This is a genomic window from Bifidobacterium catenulatum subsp. kashiwanohense JCM 15439 = DSM 21854, assembly GCF_001042615.1.
Classification (GTDB): Bacteria; Actinomycetota; Actinomycetes; order Actinomycetales; family Bifidobacteriaceae; genus Bifidobacterium; species Bifidobacterium catenulatum.
The window spans coordinates 1727594-1748860 of record NZ_AP012327.1 but is presented as its reverse complement, the minus strand read 5'-3'; the positions used below and the strand labels follow the sequence as shown (position 1 = coordinate 1748860).

At 55.1% G+C, this 21267-nt stretch carries 15 protein-coding genes; 10 read left to right on the top strand and 5 right to left on the bottom strand.

All coding sequences use genetic code 11. The features are described 5' to 3' along the window. Nucleotides 1-33 precede the first annotated feature (33 nt). Nucleotides 34-669 carry a TetR/AcrR family transcriptional regulator gene (locus BBKW_RS07580; protein WP_033500425.1) on the top strand — a complete coding sequence of 212 codons (636 nt, stop codon included), beginning with the start codon at nucleotides 34-36 and terminating at the stop codon, nucleotides 667-669. A 324-nt stretch (nucleotides 670-993) separates the two neighbouring features. On the opposite strand, the gene BBKW_RS07575 is transcribed toward BBKW_RS07580, so the two are convergent. After that, nucleotides 994-2181, bottom strand: coding sequence for an ATP-grasp domain-containing protein (locus tag BBKW_RS07575; RefSeq protein WP_011743524.1), 1188 nt, complete (start codon nucleotides 2179-2181; stop codon nucleotides 994-996). A gap of 39 nt (nucleotides 2182-2220) precedes the next feature. After that, nucleotides 2221-3459, bottom strand: a complete 1239-nt coding sequence (locus BBKW_RS07570; protein ID WP_033500426.1) for an MFS transporter — start codon at nucleotides 3457-3459, stop codon at nucleotides 2221-2223. A gap of 137 nt (nucleotides 3460-3596) precedes the next feature. On the opposite strand from BBKW_RS07570, the gene BBKW_RS07565 reads away from it, so the two are divergent. The 3 genes from BBKW_RS07565 to BBKW_RS11140 all read left to right on the top strand — a co-directional run bounded on the left by BBKW_RS07565 (nucleotide 3597) and on the right by BBKW_RS11140 (nucleotide 6745). Beyond that, a complete protein-coding gene (locus BBKW_RS07565) occupies nucleotides 3597-3878 on the top strand; it encodes a hypothetical protein (RefSeq protein WP_048349534.1) in 282 nt (93 codons plus the stop codon). Between the two features lie 174 nt (nucleotides 3879-4052). Further along, on the top strand, nucleotides 4053-6395 hold the full coding sequence (locus BBKW_RS07560; protein ID WP_128832348.1) for a glycoside hydrolase family 3 N-terminal domain-containing protein: 2343 nt from the start codon (nucleotides 4053-4055) through the stop codon (nucleotides 6393-6395). Nucleotides 6396-6610: 215 nt separating this feature from the next. Next, nucleotides 6611-6745 carry a hypothetical protein gene (locus tag BBKW_RS11140; RefSeq protein ID WP_269446973.1) on the top strand — a complete coding sequence of 45 codons (135 nt, stop codon included), beginning with the start codon at nucleotides 6611-6613 and terminating at the stop codon, nucleotides 6743-6745. Here the strand turns inward: BBKW_RS11140 and BBKW_RS07550 are convergent. Together BBKW_RS07550 and BBKW_RS07545 are read right to left on the bottom strand one after the other, a co-directional pair. Continuing rightward, nucleotides 6720-7922, bottom strand: coding sequence for a glycerate kinase family protein (locus BBKW_RS07550; protein ID WP_033500429.1), 1203 nt, complete (start codon nucleotides 7920-7922; stop codon nucleotides 6720-6722). The two genes, BBKW_RS11140 and BBKW_RS07550, sit on opposite strands and share 26 nt — an antisense overlap. A gap of 341 nt (nucleotides 7923-8263) precedes the next feature. Then, nucleotides 8264-8842 carry a TetR/AcrR family transcriptional regulator gene (locus BBKW_RS07545; RefSeq protein ID WP_033500430.1) on the bottom strand — a complete coding sequence of 193 codons (579 nt, stop codon included), beginning with the start codon at nucleotides 8840-8842 and terminating at the stop codon, nucleotides 8264-8266. Nucleotides 8843-9096: 254 nt separating this feature from the next. Here BBKW_RS07545 and BBKW_RS07540 point away from each other — a divergent pair, with 254 nt between their 5' ends. The 4 genes from BBKW_RS07540 to BBKW_RS07525 all read left to right on the top strand — a co-directional run bounded on the left by BBKW_RS07540 (nucleotide 9097) and on the right by BBKW_RS07525 (nucleotide 16162). Beyond that, nucleotides 9097-11343 carry an exo-alpha-(1->6)-L-arabinopyranosidase gene (locus BBKW_RS07540; protein ID WP_033500431.1) on the top strand — a complete coding sequence of 749 codons (2247 nt, stop codon included), beginning with the start codon at nucleotides 9097-9099 and terminating at the stop codon, nucleotides 11341-11343. Nucleotides 11344-11536: 193 nt separating this feature from the next. After that, nucleotides 11537-12250 (top strand): MarR family winged helix-turn-helix transcriptional regulator, encoded by a 714-nt coding sequence (locus BBKW_RS07535; protein WP_231858469.1) that lies wholly within the window; start codon nucleotides 11537-11539, stop codon nucleotides 12248-12250. A gap of 38 nt (nucleotides 12251-12288) precedes the next feature. Beyond that, the gene (locus tag BBKW_RS07530) at nucleotides 12289-14100 is read left to right on the top strand and encodes an ABC transporter ATP-binding protein (RefSeq protein WP_033500432.1); all 1812 of its coding nucleotides are present in this window, start codon (nucleotides 12289-12291) and stop codon (nucleotides 14098-14100) included. A 13-nt stretch (nucleotides 14101-14113) separates the two neighbouring features. Next, nucleotides 14114-16162 (top strand): ABC transporter ATP-binding protein, encoded by a 2049-nt coding sequence (locus BBKW_RS07525; RefSeq protein WP_048349533.1) that lies wholly within the window; start codon nucleotides 14114-14116, stop codon nucleotides 16160-16162. Nucleotides 16163-16209: 47 nt separating this feature from the next. Here the strand turns inward: BBKW_RS07525 and BBKW_RS07520 are convergent, their stop codons facing one another. Further along, the gene (locus tag BBKW_RS07520) at nucleotides 16210-16416 is read right to left on the bottom strand and encodes a hypothetical protein (RefSeq protein ID WP_231858468.1); all 207 of its coding nucleotides are present in this window, start codon (nucleotides 16414-16416) and stop codon (nucleotides 16210-16212) included. A gap of 119 nt (nucleotides 16417-16535) precedes the next feature. Between BBKW_RS07520 and BBKW_RS07515 the strand changes: the two genes are divergently transcribed. Next, nucleotides 16536-17546, top strand: a complete 1011-nt coding sequence (locus tag BBKW_RS07515) for a LacI family DNA-binding transcriptional regulator (protein ID WP_033500433.1) — start codon at nucleotides 16536-16538, stop codon at nucleotides 17544-17546. A gap of 353 nt (nucleotides 17547-17899) precedes the next feature. Further along, nucleotides 17900-21211, top strand: a complete 3312-nt coding sequence (ileS, locus tag BBKW_RS07510; RefSeq protein ID WP_033500434.1) for a mupirocin-resistant isoleucine--tRNA ligase — start codon at nucleotides 17900-17902, stop codon at nucleotides 21209-21211. The last annotated feature ends 56 nt before the right edge of the window (nucleotides 21212-21267 follow it).

The window sequence follows — 21267 nt, the reverse complement described above, 5'->3', positions numbered from 1 at the left end:
GCAATCGACGCAAGGTGCATTAGACTCGGAATCATGGCAGAGGAAGAGACTTCGAAACGTATCCGAAAATCACCGCAGGAGCGGCGTGAGGAAGTGCTGGATGCTGCGGTTCAGCTGATCAGTGAGCGTGGGTTCAATGGCATTTCTATCCAGGACGTGGCCGACAGGGTCGGCATCTCCAAACAAGGCGTGTTGCGATACGTCGACAACAAAGACAAAATGCTGGCGCTGGTATATGACGAATATTACGGGCAGACCGGCACGCCGGAGGACTTCTTCTCTTCGGGCATGCCGGGCAGCGACCCGTCTGCGCCGCATTTTCCCGCGTATCTGCGCTACCTGGTGAAACACAACTCGCGCCGCCGCATGATGGTGCAGCTGTTCACCGTGCTGGCGGCGGAATCCCTGAACCCGGATCACCCATTGCATGACGAATTCATGGGACGCATGGAGGACATCTGGGAACACTACTCGAAATACCCGTGGGTGGTTCCGCCGCAATTGGGCGCATGGGCCGGCAGCATGCGGCCAGTGGTGCGCAAAGCCATGGAAATCATGGATGGCATTCAGCTGTGGTGGCTGCGCGAACCGGAAGTGGACTTGTGTGAGGAATGGTCCGAAATGGAGAATCTGCTGTTTCCCGCGCCCCTCTGGGATGCATGCCGCTGATTTTATGTGTGTTCCGCATACGTTCGGGGGTGACCTGACGGCCACCCTCATTTTGCTTATCTTCTATTGTGGTAGTGCCTGAAAAGTTTGCTGAAAGAGACATGCTGGTTTCTTGAGATGTCGACCATTTTGATGCAGTCAGACTACCTGCTGCGCTTCCCGTATAGACGCCAATGCTGGCTCCCAACATCCCTAGCGATACTAGTATCATTATTTTACGGAAGAGTCTAGATTCAGTAGAATTACCAATTCTACATAATAATTCGTCATATATAGAACCTGCTGCAGAATTAGTTACAATTGTCCCTCTGTAAAAAGTTAATTTTACTCATTATATTGACTATTTATAAGATAATTAGAACGTTGAATAATCTCAGATTCATTCTTGCCGGAAATAAGAAATTTCCTGTCAGAATCAACAGAGTTATGAGCGATACCTTTTTTCTTGCCCACAGATTCCAAAACCGCCCAATCCGGGATTTCTTTTTCCTTTGGCCAGTTCAATCCAGCGGTTTCCAGCAGTATGCCATACTGAGATGATCGCGTAATATTCGCATCCGCATCGACAAGACCAAGTTCCAATAGGAAGTTGGCCTTGCTTTGGTCTATGCCATAGGCGGCTGCCAGCTCCTGCTTGATGAGACCGCCTCCTCTGCGTGCCGCCATTTCCCCGAATACGAAATCACCGGTTTCATTCTTATAGAATTCGATATGCATCACATTCGGAATCGTCTGATCGTTGAAAGATGCAATTAATTGCTTTGTCAGTCGGAGCAGCTCGGAATAGTCGGCACCGTTCTCATCCAACATCACGGAACCGGTGTTTTGTTTCTCGAAATCCAGTGGCGGGACAAGATACCGTGATGGTGAGATCAGAATCGAACCGGAATTGATATAGACTACATCCACATGGTAGACGGAACCGGAACAATATTCCTCTAAGTAATACTGGTTTGAATGCACGTTTCGTATGAATTCCGGCTTGGTAGCTAAAGCGGGCAGGTCATCTTTCGAATGCAATATCGTAATGCCTGCAGACCCTGCGCCCCATCGAGGTTTGAGAACAACCGTCTCCCAACGATCGAACGCCGAAATAATATCTCCAAAGCCTTGGCAGGTGGTATAGGGAATAATCTTTAATCCGGCATCAAGGGCCGATTGTTTCATCGTGACTTTATCTCGACAGCTTAACGCCAGTTCATGCTGTAAACCGGGAATTCCAAATAAACTTCTCGCCTCTGCAACCCTCAGTACGTCTTCCTCTGAGCTGGAAACTATCCTATCTGGTTTAAATTTCCTGACAATATCAAAGAATTTTGCGGTAGCGCTATCAGAGGAATAATCGGAAACCTCGATTTCCTTGATGACGGAGCTCGGCCAACTATGGTGTGCGGCTCGATCGTTCGAGGTGAAGACCATAACTTCTAAACAATCGAAACGTTCTTGGATTTCCTCAATCCATTTAGGATAATTTGAGAAAGATTTGGGCTGTTGCAGCAATAATACTTTCATGTCATTCCCCTTCCGGTGTACTCACCAAGACTTTTTCTTTCAATGACGAATGATTCTTTGTCCACGTTTTCTAATTTGATTAGTGACGACTGCAGGCATTATTCCCACTAACGCCAGTGCACACCAATACCAAGCCGTCAATCCTGCAGGACGTAGTGCCGGAACGATCCAACCGCCAAGGAATGAGCCTGCCGATTCACCAATGGCTGCAATTATCAGCCGATAGTTCAGAATGTCCACCAAAGGCTTATCTGGCTGTGCCTCTACCAGAGCAATATTGATTAATGGCGCATAGATGCATTCTGCAATGGAGAACACAACCAAGGAAATGATGCATATCCACCAGTACGACGAGACTCCGCAGGCGAATAGTGCGAAGGAAATTCCATAAATCCCCAGGCTTTTGACTATGAATGAGGTGGCATTATGTTCTTTGGTCATATTGCGCGAGATGATCTTACTTACCGGCATTTGCAGTGCTATGACCGATATGGCATCAATGGAATAGAACAATCCTCTTATGACTGGACTATCGGATAACGAGTGGAATTCCAATGCCATTCCGGCAAAAAGCTGACCATTCATGATACTGCCCACGAACACCGCCAGGATGGCAAGAACCGTACCGGGACTTTTCAGCGAGTCTGTAATGGTCTTCACGATGGAGGAAGTGTTTTCCTCGCCGCTTTTCTCATTGCGTATGAAGACATGATGAGTCAGCGCTATTGGAGCTAGTAAAGCAGAAAAAGCATAGAGTCCGACGATGATTGCAATAAAGAGCGTTTGTCCGAAAGCCTTATATATGTAATTCGAACCCAGAGGTCCAATCGCGGATCCAAGATTGGCTGCCATGGTCACTAAAGCAAACAAAGAAGCCTGAATTTTTTTATCCTTTACTGTAGCGATGATATGCCCTCGTAGGGCAAAATTAACCAATGAAAGACCGAGTCCCAGCAAAGCCAAATCCGCAAAAAGGAAGCCGATAAAACCACCCATTGCCGGTTGTAGCAGCAAAAGTGAAAAAACCATGAATCCGAAACCGGTCTCGGTGAGGGATACCGTTGAGAAACGCTCAATCAGGCTACCTATAAAAACAGTACTGCCTCTAGAAAAAAGAGATAAAATTCCGAGCGCCAGCCCAACATATAGCGATGACGCCGCAGAAACTTGGCCGGTGAGAATAACCGAAAGAAGGGAGAAGAGACCGCTGTACGCAGCAGTATTCAAAAAGTAATTCACTGATATGGAGTCTCTTTTAATATCGTTCGGCTTCTCCATTTGAATGGACCTTCTTTTATGCTTTACAAATAATGTCTCCCCATGCTAGTTGTCATAGGGGAATTGTTCATTGCTGCGTCCACATATAGTGACGCTTGGTTTTGGCGTACTTGGGGGTGTCTGTTTCAAGGTTTACCGTGCTTTCTGCGGAATCGTTGAATCCTGAACATCCGTTGCATGATGAATTCACGGCTCGTATGGACGATATTTGGGAGAACTATTCGCAATATCCTTGGCTGGTTCCTCCGCAATTGGGTTCATGGAAGTCGAGTATGCGACCGGTGGTGCGTAAGGCCATGGAAATCATGGATGGTGTGCAATTATGGTGGTTGCGCGAGCCTGAAGTTGATTTATGCAAAGAGTGGGCTCAGATGGAAAACATGCTGTTTCCATCTCCGTTGTGGGATGCATATCGTTGATTTTGAATACTTGTTGAGATTGGCATTGCATGCGCGTGCGAAAAGGTGAGGGTCTGATGGTCTCTCGCCTTTTGCGTTGACGGGGTTATGTCGAGTTGCGGATGTGTATATGATATACTAAACTACCAATTGGTAATTAAAGGAAGTCGCTTCAATGAAGAAAGTGAGCAATCCATGGCCGAAACCACTGAAAATACGGTAAATCTGCCCTATAAAAATCCGGAACTTCCCACTGAGGAACGCATCGACGATCTGCTTGGTCGCATGACCCTTGAGGAAAAAGTCGGACAGATGATGCAGCTTGACGCGCGAAGCGGCGATTTGGACGATCTGATCGTCAACAAGCACGTTGGTTCCATTCTGCACACCTCGCCGTCCGATCTGCCGAAAGCCGTGGAAACGGTGAACGCCAAAACCCGTCTCGGCATTCCGCTGGTGATCGGCGACGACTGCATTCACGGCTATTCCTTCTGGCCGGGAGCCACCATTTTCCCGGAACAGCTAGGCATGGCAACCACATGGGATTCCGAAAAGGTACAGGCCGCAGGCCGTGCCACCGCCGAGGAAGTGTCAACCACCGGCGTGCATTGGACGTTCTCCCCGGTGCTGTGCATCGCGCGAGACACCCGTTGGGGCCGCGTGGACGAAACCTTTGGCGAAGATCCGTACCTGATTGGCGAAATGGCATCGTCCATTGTCAAGGGCTATCAAGGTGGAGCCAAGGCGGGCGAGCCGCTCGCCAAAGATGCGATCCTCGCATGCGCCAAGCATTTCGCAGGCTATTCCGAAACACAGGGAGGGCGTGACGCTTCCGAAGCCGACCTGAGCCACCGCAAGCTGGAATCTTGGTTCCTGCCGCCATTCGAACGCGTAGCCAAGGAAGGCTGTGGCACCTTCATGCTCGGCTACGAATCCATCGAAGGCGTGCCGGTCACCTTCAACAAGTGGCTGCTTTCCGACAAACTGCGTGGCGCTTGGAACTATCAGGGCACGCTCATCACCGACTGGGACAACGTCGGCCGTTCCGTGTGGGAGCAGAAGGTCAAGCCTGACTATGTGCAGGCTGCTGCCGATGCGGTCAAGTCCGGCAACGACTTGGTGATGACCACGCCAAAGTTCTACGAGGGTGCGATCGAAGCCGTGAAGACCGGTCTGCTTGACGAATCGTTGATCGATGCCGCCGTGGCTCGTATTCTCGCACTGAAGTTCCGTCTTGGACTGTTCGAAGATCCACGCTTGCCCGACCAGAAGCGTATTGATGCAGTGATCGGTTCCGAAGAGCATCAGCAGCTCAACCTTGAAGTGGCTCGCGAAGCCGTGGCATTGCTGAAGAACGACGGTTCACTGCCGTTCAACGTGGCCGGTGCGAAGCGTATCGCGGTCGTTGGTCCGCTCGCCGATGACGCCCAGACCCAGCTGGGCGACTGGGCGGGCAGCTCCGGTCAGATCAACTGGATGCCTGACGGCCACCCGCGCGAGATGATCACCACCGTGCTTGATGGCTTCAAGCAGCTCTCTCCGGAAGGCTGCGAGGTCGTGTACTCCCGCGGTGCCAATATCGTGGATTTGGTGCCTGATCCGGAAGGCGAGTTCTACCCGGATGGCCAGCCTCGCCCGAAGATCGGCGTTTCCGCCAAGCTCGACCGCGCACTGCTCGATGAAGCCGTGGAAAACGCTCGCCAAAGCGACCTGATCGTGGCTGTGGTGGGTGATGTGATTCAAGCCATTGGTGAAGGCTGCTCCACCGCTACGCTTGAACTGCTCGGCGGCCAGAATGCACTGATCGACGCGCTGTCGAACGTGGCTCGCGAAACCGGCAAGCCGTTCGTGGTGGTGCTCGTCAGCTCCAAGCCGCAGGTACTGCCGGCATCCGTGATCGGTACCAACGGTGTGATTGTTGACGAAACACCGGCCGAAGGCACTTCGGCTCTGCTGTGGGCTCCAAGCCCGGGCATGAAGGGCGGCCAGGCCATCGCCGAAATCATCCTCGGCGAAACCGAGCCGAGCGGACGCCTGCCGATCACCTTCCCACGTCATGCAGGCCAGCTGCCGGTCTATTACAACCAGATTCGCGGACAGCACGGCAACCGTTACGCCGACCTTACGCAGAATCCGGCATTCGCATTCGGCGAGGGTCTGAGCTACACCACGTTCGAATACGGAGATCCGACCATCACCAACGTTCCGGAATCCGGCATATTCACCGAAACCGACACCGTGCATGCCGAAATCACCCTCACCAATACGGGCGATCGCAAGGGCATGGAAGTAGTGCAGCTCTACATCGGCGACATCGTGACTTCCTACAGCTGGACTGATCGTGAACTCAAGGCATTCCAGCGTGTGAAACTCGAACCAGGCGAAAGCAAGATTGTTGCCTTCGACATTCCGGTTTCCGATTGCACCATCGTCGATTCTGAAGCCAACCGAATCGTCGAACCGGGCGAGTTCGAAGTGCTTATCGGCCATTCCAGCCGTCGCGAACACTTGAAGCGTACCACCTTCACCGTCGCGTAAGAGCGAAACGAAATAAGCCGTGTCGCAGAGCCCAATAATCGACACGCTAATCTGATGTGAGCCGACTACGAAATGCCGATCGTGGGCGGCTCACATGAATGGGTCATCGCCGTGGCATACGCACTGTTTATGGACGCTTCCGGATTCATGTTGGTGCCTGATCAGACGCATACGTTGAACTAGCTGCCATCGTCAATGAAGCCGACTGTTCCGCGGTGATGAACGCCATACAGCAGCTTGCCGGCGCGATTGTGCTTGCCACTGGCGGTTATACGGCTTTGTTCCCGATCGCTGTGGTTGCGGTGCTACTGGGCACGGTGTTCATCATGCTGATTCGCAAGGTGCAGTAGCTGCAGTTACTGCAGTAGCCGAAGCAACGCGCAGTGTGCCGGCGATTGCGGCACACGTAATCTCGACATTGCGTTCCGTGTTGGCGATCAGCGTCGCAAGATCCGCCGGCCAGGGCGCAATGCCGAACGTTGCGACGATGCCGGTCTCGTTCAACGCTTCGATGGTGTGTGGATCGCGGGTTACCGTTCCGCCAATGGCAATAGTTGGTTTTCCTTGCGATTGCGCCAGTTTCGCAATGCCACTCGGCACTTTGCCGTACGGTGTCTGACTGTCGATGGAACCTTCGCCGGTGATGATGACGTCGGCCCATGCGCATGCTTCTCGACCATGCGCAAGATCGAGCACAAGTTCGATTCCCGGCCGCACTGTTGTATTGAACAGGCCGAGCATCCCGCCGCCGGTACCGCCCGCGGCGCCTGTACCGGGAATGCGCTCAATATCGCGGCCATTGTATTGCATGATCGCGTGTGCGAGATTCGCAAGCCCTTGATCGAGGCGTTCGACCTGTGTTGTGGTCGCGCCTTTCTGCGGGGCGAATACATGGGCGGCGCCTTCGGAGCCAGTCAACGGATTGGTGACATCGCAGGCAAGAATAATTGGAATGTTCTTCACGGAATCGGGGACTTCCGAATCGTCAATCTTCGCCAAATCAGCGAGAACGCCGCCGCCAAGCGGAATAGCGTGGTCTGTCGAATCGAGAAAACGAAACCCAAGCGCGCGTGCCAATCCGGTACCGCCATCCGTGGTGGCGCTACCGCCCAATCCAAGCACGATGCGATCCGCGCCGGCATCAATCGCCGCACTAATCAGCAAGCCAGTGCCGAATGTGGAAGCGGTCAGCGCATTGCGGTCGGCGGGGGAGACCCGCTCAAGTCCGCTTGCTGAAGCCAATTCGACCACGGCGGTACGGAGAGTACAAGAAGCGTGGTTATTGCCAAGAAAGCCATATTGTGCGGTAATCGGGCGGCCGATCGCATCAACCGTCTCGACATCGCGTAATGTGCCACCGGTGGCGTGAACCAACGCTTGCGTCAATCCCTCTCCGCCGTCGGAAAGCGGTAAAAGCCGGCATTCTGCCTGCGGGTTACCATACATAACGCCGCGAGCCATCGCCTGCGCGATTGCTTCAGCCGAAGCGGCCTCTTTGAACGAGTCCGGTGCCAGCAAGATCCGCATACATGCCTCCTTTACGTCTTCCCAAGTTTAGGCTACAACAGCTGCCTCCAGACGTGACCATTTCTTCCAGTGGCTGGAGGTTTTGGGACGCTGGTGAGGTTCTAAGCGGGGTGTTTCTTCCAGTGAATGGAAGAAACTGGTCAGTTAGGGTGGGTTTTGGAGTCTGGATTCTTCCAGTCACTGGAGGTTTTGGGATGCTGATGACGTTCTTGGCGGGGTGATTGTTCCAGTGACTGGAGGTTTTTGCCTGTTGGAAGGGCTTCTGGCGGGATGATTTCTCCAGTGGCTGGAGGAATCTGGACTTGTATGAGTGGACAAGTATTTGTTTCAGGATAGGGGGGTCAGCGGTAGCCCTCCCACATGGGCAGGGGGAACAGGGCATCTTCGCATTCCGCCCACATGGAGTTCAGATCCTGGCCGGGCGTGCGCAGCCAACGCAGCTGCACGCCGTCCATCATAGCGAATCCCGCATTAAGCAGTCGACGCGTATCGACACCTTCGGGCACTTGCCAACGGATGTTGAGTGCCGTATCGGCATTATGCAGCTCGCGTTTGGCGAAATACTCGTGTGCGGGGTGGTTCGGGTCGATCGCTTCGGCGCTCAACGTGGAAAACATGTGCACCTGAATCGGTCTGCGTGCGTTCACCGCCACGATTCTGCGCCACATGTCGGCGATCAACGGGCGTGGCTCACGTACTATGTCGGTAAGAATGTCTTCCGTTTCGGAATCGTAGACTTCGTCCAGCGCGGCTGTGAGCAGTCCTTCCTTACTGCCGACATAATGCAGCACGCCAGCCTTGGTGAGTCCTACGCGATCGGCGATTTTCTGCAGGGAAGTGCCGTAATAGCCGAGCGTTCCAAACAGTTCGACGGCCGCATTGAGAATCTCCGCTCTTCGGTCGACTTCTTCGTTGGCCATGATGATTCCCTTTCTTGCCTTTCATTGATGTCGATTCATGTGCGCTGCAATGCTTATGAATCGCCATTTCTCTCAGGTTGTAAATACTGCAGTTACTTTACGGTCGGTTAACTGATTTTTCAAAGATGATTGGTGTGTTGCGATGTTGTTTTTGATAAAGTACTTACCGACCGGTTAGTAAAGATTTCGGGGTTGAGATTCCACAAGCCGGTTAACCGATACGAACTCAAGAGAACGATGCGAAAGAGGAACGCATGAGCGAAAAAACCTATCCTTCCGTCAATGACCTGACGCTTGAGGAGAAGGCATCCCTGACTTCCGGCGGCGACGCTTGGCATCTGCAGGGAGTTGAAGCCAAGGGCATTCCCGGCTATATGATTACCGACGGTCCCCACGGCCTGCGCAAGTCCAACTCGGCTACCACCGGCGAAGTCGATCTGAACGACTCCGTGCCCGCCACCTGCTTCCCTCCTGCTGCGGGCCTGTCCAGCTCGTGGAATCCGGAGCTCATTCACAAGGTCGGCGAAGCCATGGCCGAAGAATGCATTCAGGAGAAGGTTGCCGTAATCCTCGGTCCCGGCGTGAACATCAAGCGCAACCCGCTTGGCGGCCGCTGCTTCGAATACTGGTCCGAAGACCCGTATCTGGCGGGCCATGAGGCCATTGGCATCGTCGCAGGCGTGCAGTCTAAGGGCGTGGGCACTTCGCTCAAACATTTCGCCGCCAACAACCAGGAGACCGACCGTCTGCGCGTCAGCGCCAACATCTCCCAGCGTGCGCTGCGCGAAATCTACTTCCCGGCATTCGAACACATCGTCAAGGAAGCCCAGCCGTGGACCATCATGTGCGCATACAACTGCATCAACGGCGTGCATGCCGCCCAGGATCGCTGGCTGCTCACCGACGTGCTGCGCGACGAATGGGGCTTCCAAGGTATCGTTATGAGCGACTGGGGCGCCGACCACGACCGCGTGGCCTCCCTCAATGCGGGCCTCAACCTCGAAATGCCGCCAAGCTACACCGACGACCAGATCGTCTACGCCGCACGCGACGGCCGCATCCAGCCGGCATGGCTTGACCGTATGGCGCAAGGCATGATCGACTTGGTCAACAAGACCCGCGCAGCCATGAGCGTCGAAAACTATCGTTTCGACATCGAAGCCCACGATGAGGTCGCACATCAGGCCGCCGTCGAATCCATGGTGCTCCTCAAGAACGATGATGCCATTCTGCCAGTCGCTGGCGATGCCAAGGTCACCGTCATCGGCGAATTCGCACGCACCCCGCGCTACCAGGGCGGCGGCTCCTCGCACATCACCCCAACCAAGATGACCAGCTTCCTTGACGCCCTCGCCGAACGCGGCGTGGATGCCAAGTTCGCCCCAGGATTCACCCTCGACCTCGAACCGGCCGATCCAACACTCGAAACCGAAGCCGTCGAAGCTGCCAAGGGCGCCGACGTGGTGCTCATGTTCCTAGGGCTCCCTGAAGCGGCCGAATCCGAAGGCTTCGACCGTGAGACCCTCGACATGCCGGCCAAGCAGATCGCACTGCTCGAAGCTGTCGCAGCCGAAAACAAGAACGTTGTGGTCGTACTCTCCAACGGCTCCGTCGTCACCGTGGCACCATGGGCCAAGAACGCCAAGGGCATCCTCGAATCCTGGCTGCTCGGACAGTCCGGCGGTCCGGCGCTCGCCGACGTGCTGTTCGGCAAGGTGAGCCCGTCCGGCAAGCTTGCGCAGACCATTCCCTTCGACATCAACGACGATCCGAGCACCATCAACTGGCCGGGTGAAGAGGGGCATGTCGATTATGGCGAAGGCGTGTTTGTGGGCTACCGCTATTACGACACCTACAACAAGGCCGTCGACTACCCGTTCGGCTTCGGCTTGAGCTACGCCACGTTCGAAGTGAGCGACGTGAAGGCCGTCAAGACCGGTGCCTGCACCGCAACCGTCAGCGCAGTGGTCAAGAACACCTCGAACGTTGACGCCGCCGAAACCGTGCAGGTGTACGTGGCTCCTGGCAAGGCTGACGTGGCCCGCCCGAAGCACGAGCTCAAAGGCTTCAAGAAGGTGTTCCTCAAAGCCGGCGAATCCGCCGAAGTCTCCTTCGATCTTGACGATCGCGCCTTCGCCTACTGGTCTGAGAAGTTCAACGACTGGCACGTGGAGAGCGGCGAATACGCCATCGAAGTCGGCACGTCCAGCCGTGACATCGCCGGTTCCGCGGTAGTGGAGCTCGATGGCGACGGCAAGACCCAGCCGCTCACCGAGTGGTCCAACTTCATGGAATGGCGTAAGGATCCGCTCGGCTCCCAGGTGCTCGAGAAGCTGCGTGCCGAAGGTGAAGCCGGCCGCATGCCGATCGTGCCCGACAATGACATGACCCGTCTGTTCCTCGATTCCATGCCAATCAACAGCATGTCGGTGCTGATGGGTGCCGATGGCAAGCAGGTCTTCGAATACATGCTTGCCGAATATGCTGAACTCACCAAGTAGTTTCGCGGGATTCAAGGCTTAAGCCGGGGAATCTGGTCCGTTGCTCTGAACCGGTGTGGACCTGATTTCCCGGCCTTTGCATTGTTGGAAGGTTGCTCTGGGGTTGTTGCTTTATGACGATTTTCAGGGCAAGCGGATACGTGCGACACGCCGATTGTTGCATGTGCAACAGTTGCATATACAACGGTTTACTATGTACGCTGTGACAGAAGTGACGAACGAACAATACAAGGAACCGAATGGCTCGCGACTCTTCGAAGTCTGGGAAAGCGGCTTGGCAAAGCCCCCCAGCGTGGCCATTCGCTCGCTGCACAACGTGGTCAACCGGTATCTGCGCGTCACCCGCCCTGAAGCGGCGGAAGACATCAGTAACGGCAACGTTGACGTCATCGTGTATCTCGCACGGCATGACAACGAGGAAATCTTTCCTCAAGACATCGAGCAACGCTTCGGCGTGACCCGATCCACATCATGCCGGGTGCTGGGGCTGATGGAGCAGAAGGGCCTGATCGCGCGCGAACCGGTGAAACGCGACGCACGACTGAAAAAAATCGTGTTGACGGACAAATCAAGGCATATCGCCGAAGTCTTGCGCGACAATGCGAAAAACATGGAACGAATCCTGCTGGAAGGCCTTGAAGACGATCAGATCCGCCAATTCATGCACGTGCTCGACATCATGCAGACGAATCTGGTGAAAACAGGTTTGATCGGAGACGAAAGTCGATATCCAAGTTTGGAAATACAGGAACAGGACGCAAGCAAATCGCAAGTTCCGCAAGAATCGCAGGTTCCGCAAAAAACATGCGATGACTATGCCTCGAATAATCGCGATGCTCGTGATGAGTACGTCTCGCACGTACTGCGGATATCGCAGGAAATGGCGATTGCGCGCAATCGCAAGTAACACACGTCATAGGTAAAAATAAAAGGAAAGGACAAGTAGTGACAACGGCAAACGCGACGGCGTCCGCAGCGCCGAAACCAAAGCAGCACGTCATTCGCACACTGGGCAAATCCCTGCGCGAATACAAAAAAGCCAGTCTGCTTTCCCCGGCATTCGTAGCCGTGGAAAGCGTGCTGGAAATCCTTATTCCGACTGTCATGGCATCGCTGATTGATGAGGGCATCAGCGGTGGCAGCATGCCGGCGATTTTGAAATTCGGCTTGATTCTGCTGATTTGCTCGGTAGTTTCGCTGACATCCGGCTTTTTGGCTGGAAAGTTCTCGGCTATCGCAGGTGCCGGATTCGCGAAGAATCTGCGTCACGATCAGTTTGAGAAGGTGCAAGGCTACAGCTTCACCAATATCGACCGTTTCTCCACCGGTTCGATCATCACACGACTGACCACTGATGTGACCAACCTGCAGAACGCGTATTCGATGATCATCCGCATGGGTGTGCGTGCTCCGATCATGGTGATTGTGGCGTGGATCTTCTCCTTCCGCATCAGCCCATCCATCTCTTTGGGGTTCCTCGCCTGCATTCCAGTGCTCGCCATCGGCTTGTGTGGCCTGGTGGTGCTGGTGCACCCGGTGTTCGAACGCGTGTTCCACACGTACGACAAGCTCAACAACGTGGTCGACGAGAACCTGCAAGGCATCCGCGTGGTCAAGTCTTACAATCGCGAAAGCCACGAAACCGAAAAGTTCAACCGTATTTCCGAGCGTATCTTCAAGGACTTCACCAAGGCCGAACGCATTATGAGCTTCAACAATCCGCTTATGATGCTGTGCGTGTACGTGTCCATGCTGCTCATCGCGTGGATGGGCGCCCGGCAGATCGTGGCGTCCGGCAACAATGCGGCCCTAGGCCTCACCACCGGCGATCTGACCGCACTGGTCACCTACGCCATGCAGATCCTTATGGCCATGATGATGCTGTCGATGATTTTCGTGATGTGCATTATTTCGCAGGCTTCCGCCGAACGTATCTGCCAGGTGCTGAACGAGGAAAGCACGGTTACGAATCCGGCTAATCCCGTCAAGGAAGTGAAGAATGGCGAGATCGATTTCGACCATGTCACCTTCCGTTATTCCACCACTTCTGAAAAGCCGGTGCTTGACGATATTGATTTGAAGATTCGTTCCGGCATGACCATCGGCATCGTCGGCGGCACCGGTTCCGCAAAGTCCAGTCTGGTGCAGCTTGTGCCACGTTTGTATGACGTGACCGAAGGTTCGCTGAAGGTCGGCGGCGTGGATGTGCGTGATTACGATTTGGAAGTATTGCGTGATCAGGTTGCCATGGTGTTGCAAAAGAACGTGCTCTTCTCCGGAACCATTGCCGAAAACCTGCGTTGGGGCAATCCAAACGCCACTGATGAAGAGATTTGCCACGCGTGCCAGCTTGCGCAGGCTGACGGCTTCATTCAGGAATTCCCCGACAAGTACGATACGTACATCGAACAGGGCGGTACCAACGTTTCCGGCGGCCAGCGCCAGCGTCTGTGCATTGCGCGTGCGTTGCTGAAAAAGCCGAAAATCCTGATCCTCGACGATTCCACATCCGCGGTCGACACCAAAACCGATCAGCTGATTCGTACCGCATTCCATCATGAGATTCCCGACACCACGAAGATCATCATTGCCCAGCGTGTGGCCTCTGTGCAGGAATCCGACATGATTCTTGTCATGGACCACGGCCGCATCATGGCAGCCGGCACGCATGAACAACTGCTCGAAAACTGCGACGAATACCGTTCCATCTACGAATCGCAAACCAAGAATCAGGCTCAACCTGAGGAACTGCAGTGAAAGGAGGCAACAGATGACTGAACAAACTTCCGCATTGAAATCCAAGGAAAACAACAACGTGGCCAGCAAACAGCCAAAGCCACCAATGCAGAAAGCCGCACCGGGCACCACCAAGCGTATTTTCGGCTACATCTTCCAATACAAATGGCGTGTGGCGCTCGTAGTAATGTGCATTCTCGTCGGAGCCGCAGCACAGGCCGGATCGTCACTGTTCCTACAGTCGCTGATCGACACCTACATTCTGCCCATGGTTGGTACCACCAACCCTGACTGGATGCCGTTGCTGCGTGCGCTGACACTTATGGCATGCCTGTATGCGGCCGGCATTTTCTGCAGCTGGCTATGGCAGTGGATTATCGTTGCCGTGGAACAAGGCACCTTGAAGAAGATCCGCGACGACATGTTCGCTCACCAGCAGACCCTGCCGATCCGTTACTTCGACACCAACGAACACGGTGACATCATGAGCCGCTACACCAACGACACCGACACATTGCGCCAGGCCATCAGCCAATCGTTCCCGCAAATGTTCTCGTCCGCGGTGTCCGCGCTTGCGGCGCTCGTGTCGATGCTGTGGCTGTCAGTGCCCGTCACCATTTTTGTGCTCGCATTCACCGTGATCCTGTTCGTGGTGGTGCGCAAGGTCGTTTCCCGTTCCGGACGTTACTTCGTCAAGCAGCAGATCGCCATCGGCGATGTGAACGCATTCGTAGAAGAAGCGGTCAACGGCCAGAAGGTTATCAAGGTCTTCAACCATGAGGACGCCACTCAAACCACCTTCGACAAGAAGAACGAAGAACTCTTCGAAGCTTCCGCCGAAGCGAACACGTGGGGCAACGTGACCATGCCAATCGTAGGCAACATGGGCTACCTGCTCTACATTCTGCTCGCCATCTTCGGCGGAGCCGCAGCGATTAGCGGACTTGGCAACTTCGGCCTGTCCGGAGTTGGTCCGCTCACCTTAGGTACGCTGATTTCGCTATTGACGCTGTCCCGCTCCTTCGTCAACCCGCTCGGCCAGGTCTCCATGCAGTTCAACATGGTGATGATGGCGCTCGCCGGCGCATCCCGCATCTTCGCGCTCATGGACGAAGGGCCGGAGGACGACGGCGGTTCCGTGACCTTGGTGAACGTGGAACTCGGTGAAGACGGCCGTACCATGACCGAAGTCGACCATGAAACCGGTCACTGGGCGTGGAAGCGCGAGGAGGGCGACGATGGCACCCGTTCGCTCAAGGCCGCGCAGTCCTTGAGCCCGCGTGCTGCAGAAGTAGCGATGAAGGCCCGTAAAACCGCTATCACTTCGCCGGATGGACGCCTCACCCTGCTGCAGGGCGATGTGCGCTTCACCGACGTGACCTTCGGCTACAACCCCAACAAGCCGGTGCTGAATGACATCACTTGGTTCGCCAAGCCCGGGCAGAAGATCGCATTGGTCGGTGCCACGGGTGCCGGTAAGACCACGGTGACCAACCTGATCAACCGTTTCTATGACATTCAAGACGGCATGATTCTGTACGACGGCATTTCCGTCAAAGGCATCCGCAAGCCGGATCTGCGTCGTTCGCTGGGTGTGGTGCTGCAGGACGTGAACCTGTTCACAGGCACGGTGATGGACAACATCCGTTATGGTCGACTCGACGCCACCGACGAGGAATGCATTGCCGCTGCGAAGCTTACGAACGCCGACGGCTTCATCCGCATGCTGCCAAACGGCTATCAGACCGTGCTCGAAGGTGATGGTTCCGGTCTGTCTCAGGGCCAGCGGCAGCTGATCTCCATCGCTCGTGCAGCCGTGGCCGATCCGCCGGCCATGATCCTCGACGAGGCCACTTCGTCCATCGACACCCGTACCGAGGAAGTGGTGCAGGCCGGTATGGATAACCTCATGAAGGGTCGTACCGTGTTCGTGATCGCACACCGCCTGTCCACCGTGCGCAATTCCGACGTGATCATGGTGCTCGACCATGGCCGCATCATCGAACGCGGCTCGCATGACGAGCTCATCGCACAGAAGGGCGAGTACTACCAGCTCTACACAGGTGCCGTAGAACTCGAATAATCGAATAGTCTCCTGAATTGGAGCGATGCGAGCACACGCTAGCTACACTAGCCGCGCTTCGAGCCCTGTCGGCTGATACCGCCCTTATGGCCGGTGGCCTTGAACGGCATGGATCCTCTGGAAAATCCCTTGCTTTGAAATTGCGATTTTGAAGCAAGGGATTTCTTATTGCCTTTGGCATGCATGGTATTCGGCTGCGGCCAGCCTGCCTTCTGTGAAGGATGTTCCGTCATACGTTCATGAGACTGCTGCACGAACAACGATTATAATTGGCTTGCGTAATCGTTGCGCGAATCTTGCTTGGTTTGTCGTTATGTCAATAATAGGTTATCCTTTCATGAGGTAAACGATTTACTAAATTGGAGAGCGAGACATGGCGACGATTAAAGAAATTGCGCAGCGTACCGGGTTTTCTCAAGCTACGGTGTCTCGACTTCTGAATGGGGATCCCACCCTTTCCGTGCGTGAGGAGACGCGTCGTAAGATCATTCAGGCAAGCGAAGATCTCGGCTACAGCATGCAGACCAAACGCATCGTCGTTCCTCACGAGGTCGCATTGCTTGATAATGAGAAGTCTGACGAAGCGTTGCGTGACTCCTATTACACCGATTTGTGTTCAGCGCTCGAACGCAATGCGGAGCAACAACGTATGGAAATGACGGTGTTCCACGACCTTGATGACATGATTGCGTGCAGTTCCAAGTTCGACGGCTTCATGGCGATCGGCGCTGACCGAATTAGTGAAAAGGACTTGGAGCGGTTGCATGAAGCCATGCCATATGGCGTGTTCATTGATGTGAATCCGGCGCCGAATCTGTTTGATTCCGTGCAACCTGATTTGCAACAGACCATACATGATGCGGTTGCGGCGTGTGCGGCCAAGGGCATGAAGCGTGTCGGGTTTATTGGCGGCAAGGGCTGCCTGATGAACTTCTATGAGGTCGATGAGGAGAACCGAGCTACGTATTTCCGCCGTGAAACGAGACGTTTCGGCATTCAGTCCGACGGGCTCGTGTATTCCGACGGACTGTTCACGGTGAGTAACGGACGCGCTTTGGGGGAGCGGTTCGTGCACGACCATAATGGTGTGCTGCCGGATGCCGTGATTGTCGCCGCCGATGTGATTGCGGTGGGCGTGCTGCAGGCGTTCAATGCGGTCGGCGTGCTGGTGCCGCGCGACATCAGCGTGATTAGCATCAACAATCAGACGATTTCGCAGTTGACCTCACCGCCGTTGAGTACCTTCTCCATCGATCAGAACGAGCTTGCGCGTGTGGCGACCTTGGCATTGGGCGACGCCATTTCCGGCAAGCGCACGATTCGCCAGCATGCGTATCTGTCGACGTCATTGGTGGCGCGCGACAGTTTCGTTCCGGCGAAATAGTGATGCTTAAAACGTTACTCGTCTAGTGATTCTTTTTACTTTTATATTCTTGTGAATCCTACTTAAGAATCGTCCATAATCATGAAAAAACAAGCGAAATAGTTCGCGCCGCATGCTATAGTGACAACCGAAATGCGAGCGATGATCCGTTATCAGCGGGGAGCTTCCGGAAGAACGGCCGTGTCAGCGGCTTATTAGACCCGGCGGGAAGGCCCGAACAGCCGAATATACGAGCGGTCGTGCGCGTAACAAAAGCATGGCAAACGAGGTGGTACCGCGGTGGCGGCGTCCAGCAGGCGCTATAGTCATCGTCCTCGTAGGAAACAAATAGTAAGAACCTACGAGGAGATACGGTGAGCGAAAATAACGTGTATCCGAAGGCAGCTGCGGGTGAGCAGAGCGCCAATGTAGCGCCGAACCCCAGTTTCCCGAAGCTGGAAGAATCCGTCCTTGATTATTGGGAGAAGGACGACACTTTCCAGAAGTCCATTGAACGCCGTCCTTCAGGCGATCACAGCCAGAACGAATTCGTGTTCTTCGACGGCCCTCCGTTCGCTAACGGTCTGCCGCATTACGGCCACCTGCTGACCGGTTACGCCAAGGATGTGATTCCGCGTTACCAGACCATGAAGGGCCACAAGGTCAATCGTGTGTTCGGTTGGGATACGCACGGTCTGCCGGCTGAGCTTGAAGCCCAGAAGGAACTGGGCATCGATTCGGTCGATCAGGTTAAGGAAATGGGCATCGACAAGTTCAACGATGCCTGCCGTGCCTCCGTGCTCAAGTACACCAACGAGTGGAAGGACTACGTGCACCGTCAGGCACGTTGGGTCGATTTCGAGCATGGCTACAAGACGCTGAACATCCCATACATGGAATCCGTGATGTGGGCGTTCAAGCAGCTGTACGACAAGGGCCTCGCATATCAGGGCTACCGCGTGCTGCCGTACTGCCCGAAGGATCAGACGCCGCTTTCCGCGCATGAGCTGCGCATGGATGCCGACGTGTATCAGGATCGTCAAGACACCACCGTGTCCGTGGCTGTGAAGCTGCGCGATGAGGAAGACGCCTACGCGGTGTTCTGGACCACTACGCCGTGGACCGTTCCCACCAACTTCGCCATTGTGGTCGGCGCAGACATCGACTATGTGGAAGTGCGTCCGACTGAAGGCAAGTTCGCTGGCAAGAAGTTCTATCTGGGCAAGCCGCTGCTCGGCTCCTACGTCAAGGAACTCGGCGAGAACTATGAGATCGTGCGCGAACTCAAGGGTGCCGAAATGGAAGGCTGGCGCTACTACCCGGTGTTCCCGTACTTCGCAGGCGATGAGAACGCCGTCGAAGGCAAGGTTCCAGGTCCGGAAGGCTACCAGATCTTCACCGCCGACTATGTCGATACCGTTGAAGGTACCGGCCTTGTGCATCAGGCTCCGTACGGCGAGGACGATATGAACACGCTTAACGCCAAGGGCATCAAGAGCGTTGACGTGCTCGACGCGGGCTGCAAGTTCACCGCGCTGTGCCCGGACTACGAGGGCATGTACGTGTTCGATGCGAACAAGCCGATTCTGCGTAACCTGCGTGCCGGTGACGGCCCGCTGGAGCGTATTCCGGAAGACCAGCGCGCGATTCTCTTCCAGGAGAAGAGTTACGTGCACTCTTACCCGCATTGCTGGCGTTGCGCCACGCCGCTCATCTACAAGCCGGTGAGCTCGTGGTTCGTGTCCGTCACCAAAATCAAGGACCGTCTGCTCGAACTGAACCAGGAGATTAACTGGATTCCGGGCAATGTGAAGGACGGCCAGTTCGGCAAGTGGCTTGCCAATGCCCGCGACTGGTCGATCTCGCGCAACCGTTTCTGGGGTTCGCCGATTCCGGTGTGGGTGTCTGACGATCCTAAGTATCCGCGCGTTGACGTGTACGGTTCGCTGGACGAGCTGAAGGCCGACTTCGGCGACTATCCGCGCGATAAGGACGGCAATGTCAACATGCACCGCCCGTACATCGACGAATTGACCCGCGTCAACCCGGACGATCCGACCGGCAAGAGCCACATGCACCGCATCACCGACGTGATGGACTGCTGGTTCGAATCCGGTTCCATGAGCTTCGCCCAGTACCATTACCCGTTTGAGAACAAGGAAACGTTTGAACAGCATTTCCCTTGCGATTACATCGTGGAATACATCGGCCAGACCCGTGGCTGGTTCTACGTGCTGCACATCATGGCGACCGCACTGTTCGACAAGCCGGCATTCAAGAACGTGATCTGCCACGGCATCGTGCTTGGCTCCGACGGCCAGAAGATGTCAAAGCATCTGCGCAACTACCCGGACGTGAACGGCGTGTTCAACGATTTCGGTTCCGACGCCATGCGTTGGTTCCTCATGAGCTCGCCGATTCTGCGCGGCGGCAATCTGATCGTGACCGCCGATGGCATTCGTGACACCGTTCGCCAGATCATGCTGCCGGTGTGGAGCTCGTACTACTTCTTCACCCTGTATGCGAACGCTGCCAATAATGGTGCCGGTTTCGATGCTCGTGCGCTGCGTGCCGATGAGGTTGCCGCACTGCCGGAAATGGACCGTTATCTGCTGGCACGTACCCGCCGACTGATCGAGAAGACGCAGCATTCGCTGGATGACTTCCTGATTTCCGACGCATGTGAAGCCGTGTCCGATTTCATCGACATGCTCACCAACTGGTACATCCGCAACAATCGTGACCGTTTCTGGAACGAGGACGCGAACGCGTTCAACACGCTGTACACCGTGCTTGAAGCATTCATGCGCGTGATCGCACCGCTTGCTCCGATGGAAGCGGAAGCCGTGTGGCGTGGCCTGACCGGTGGCGAATCCGTGCATCTGGCCGACTGGCCGTTCCTTGCCGACGAGCAGACTGGCGAAGCGAGCGAACTGGGCCGTGTGCTTGTTGACGATCCGGCTCTGGTTGATGCGATGGAGAAGGTGCGCGAGGTCGTGTCCGGCACCCTGTCTATGCGTAAGACGAAGCAGATTCGCGTGCGCCAGCCGCTGTCCAAGCTGACCGTTGTGGTGGAAAACACTGCCGCCGTGGCCGCATACGACGAGATTCTCAAATCCGAACTGAACGTGAAGAACGTTGAATTGTGCACGCTTGAAGATGCCGAAGCCCAAGGCTTGAAGATCATCAACGAGCTGCGTGTGAACGCTCGCGTGGCAGGCAAGCGCCTGCGCAAGGACGTGCAGTCCGCCATCAAGGCTTCCAAGTCCGGCGCATGGCATGTGAACGCCGAAGGCGCTCCGGTATGTGAGACTCCGAACGGTGAGATTGTGCTTGAGGAAGGCGAATATGAGCTGATCAACAGTGTGGAGGAGAAGAACGCCGAAGAGGCCGCCAACTCCGTTTCCGCCGCGCTGCCGACCGGCGGCTTCGTGATCCTCGACACCGAACTGAACGATGATCTGATCGCCGAAGGCTATGCGCGCGACGTGATTCGCGCTGTGCAGGATGCCCGTAAGGCCGCCGATCTGCAAATCTCCGACCGCATCGCACTGAAGCTTATTGTGCCCGCCGAAGACGTGACCAAGGTCGAACAGTTCAAGGAGCTCGTCTCTTCCGAAACCCTCGCCACTTCTTTCGAAGTGACGGCCGGCGATGAGCTGAACGTTGAGGTTGCCAAGGCCTGATTTGGCTAATTGGTGAAAACTGACGGCTGAAAGCTGACTAATGCCGGTTAGCTGGT

What these genes read in the sequence shown, in the direction of transcription:
- BBKW_RS07580 (WP_033500425.1), top strand. Translation starts at nt 34, where the DNA reads ATGGCAGAGGAAGAGACTTCGAAACGTATCCGAAAATCACCGCAGGAG.
- BBKW_RS07575 (WP_011743524.1), bottom strand. Translation starts at nt 2,181, where the DNA reads ATGAAAGTATTATTGCTGCAACAGCCCAAATCTTTCTCAAATTATCCT.
- BBKW_RS07570 (WP_033500426.1), bottom strand. Translation starts at nt 3,459, where the DNA reads ATGGAGAAGCCGAACGATATTAAAAGAGACTCCATATCAGTGAATTAC.
- BBKW_RS07560 (WP_128832348.1), top strand. Translation starts at nt 4,053, where the DNA reads ATGGCCGAAACCACTGAAAATACGGTAAATCTGCCCTATAAAAATCCG.
- BBKW_RS07550 (WP_033500429.1), bottom strand. Translation starts at nt 7,922, where the DNA reads ATGCGGATCTTGCTGGCACCGGACTCGTTCAAAGAGGCCGCTTCGGCT.
- BBKW_RS07545 (WP_033500430.1), bottom strand. Translation starts at nt 8,842, where the DNA reads ATGGCCAACGAAGAAGTCGACCGAAGAGCGGAGATTCTCAATGCGGCC.
- BBKW_RS07540 (WP_033500431.1), top strand. Translation starts at nt 9,097, where the DNA reads ATGAGCGAAAAAACCTATCCTTCCGTCAATGACCTGACGCTTGAGGAG.
- BBKW_RS07535 (WP_231858469.1), top strand. Translation starts at nt 11,537, where the DNA reads ATGTACGCTGTGACAGAAGTGACGAACGAACAATACAAGGAACCGAAT.
- BBKW_RS07525 (WP_048349533.1), top strand. Translation starts at nt 14,114, where the DNA reads ATGACTGAACAAACTTCCGCATTGAAATCCAAGGAAAACAACAACGTG.
- BBKW_RS07515 (WP_033500433.1), top strand. Translation starts at nt 16,536, where the DNA reads ATGGCGACGATTAAAGAAATTGCGCAGCGTACCGGGTTTTCTCAAGCT.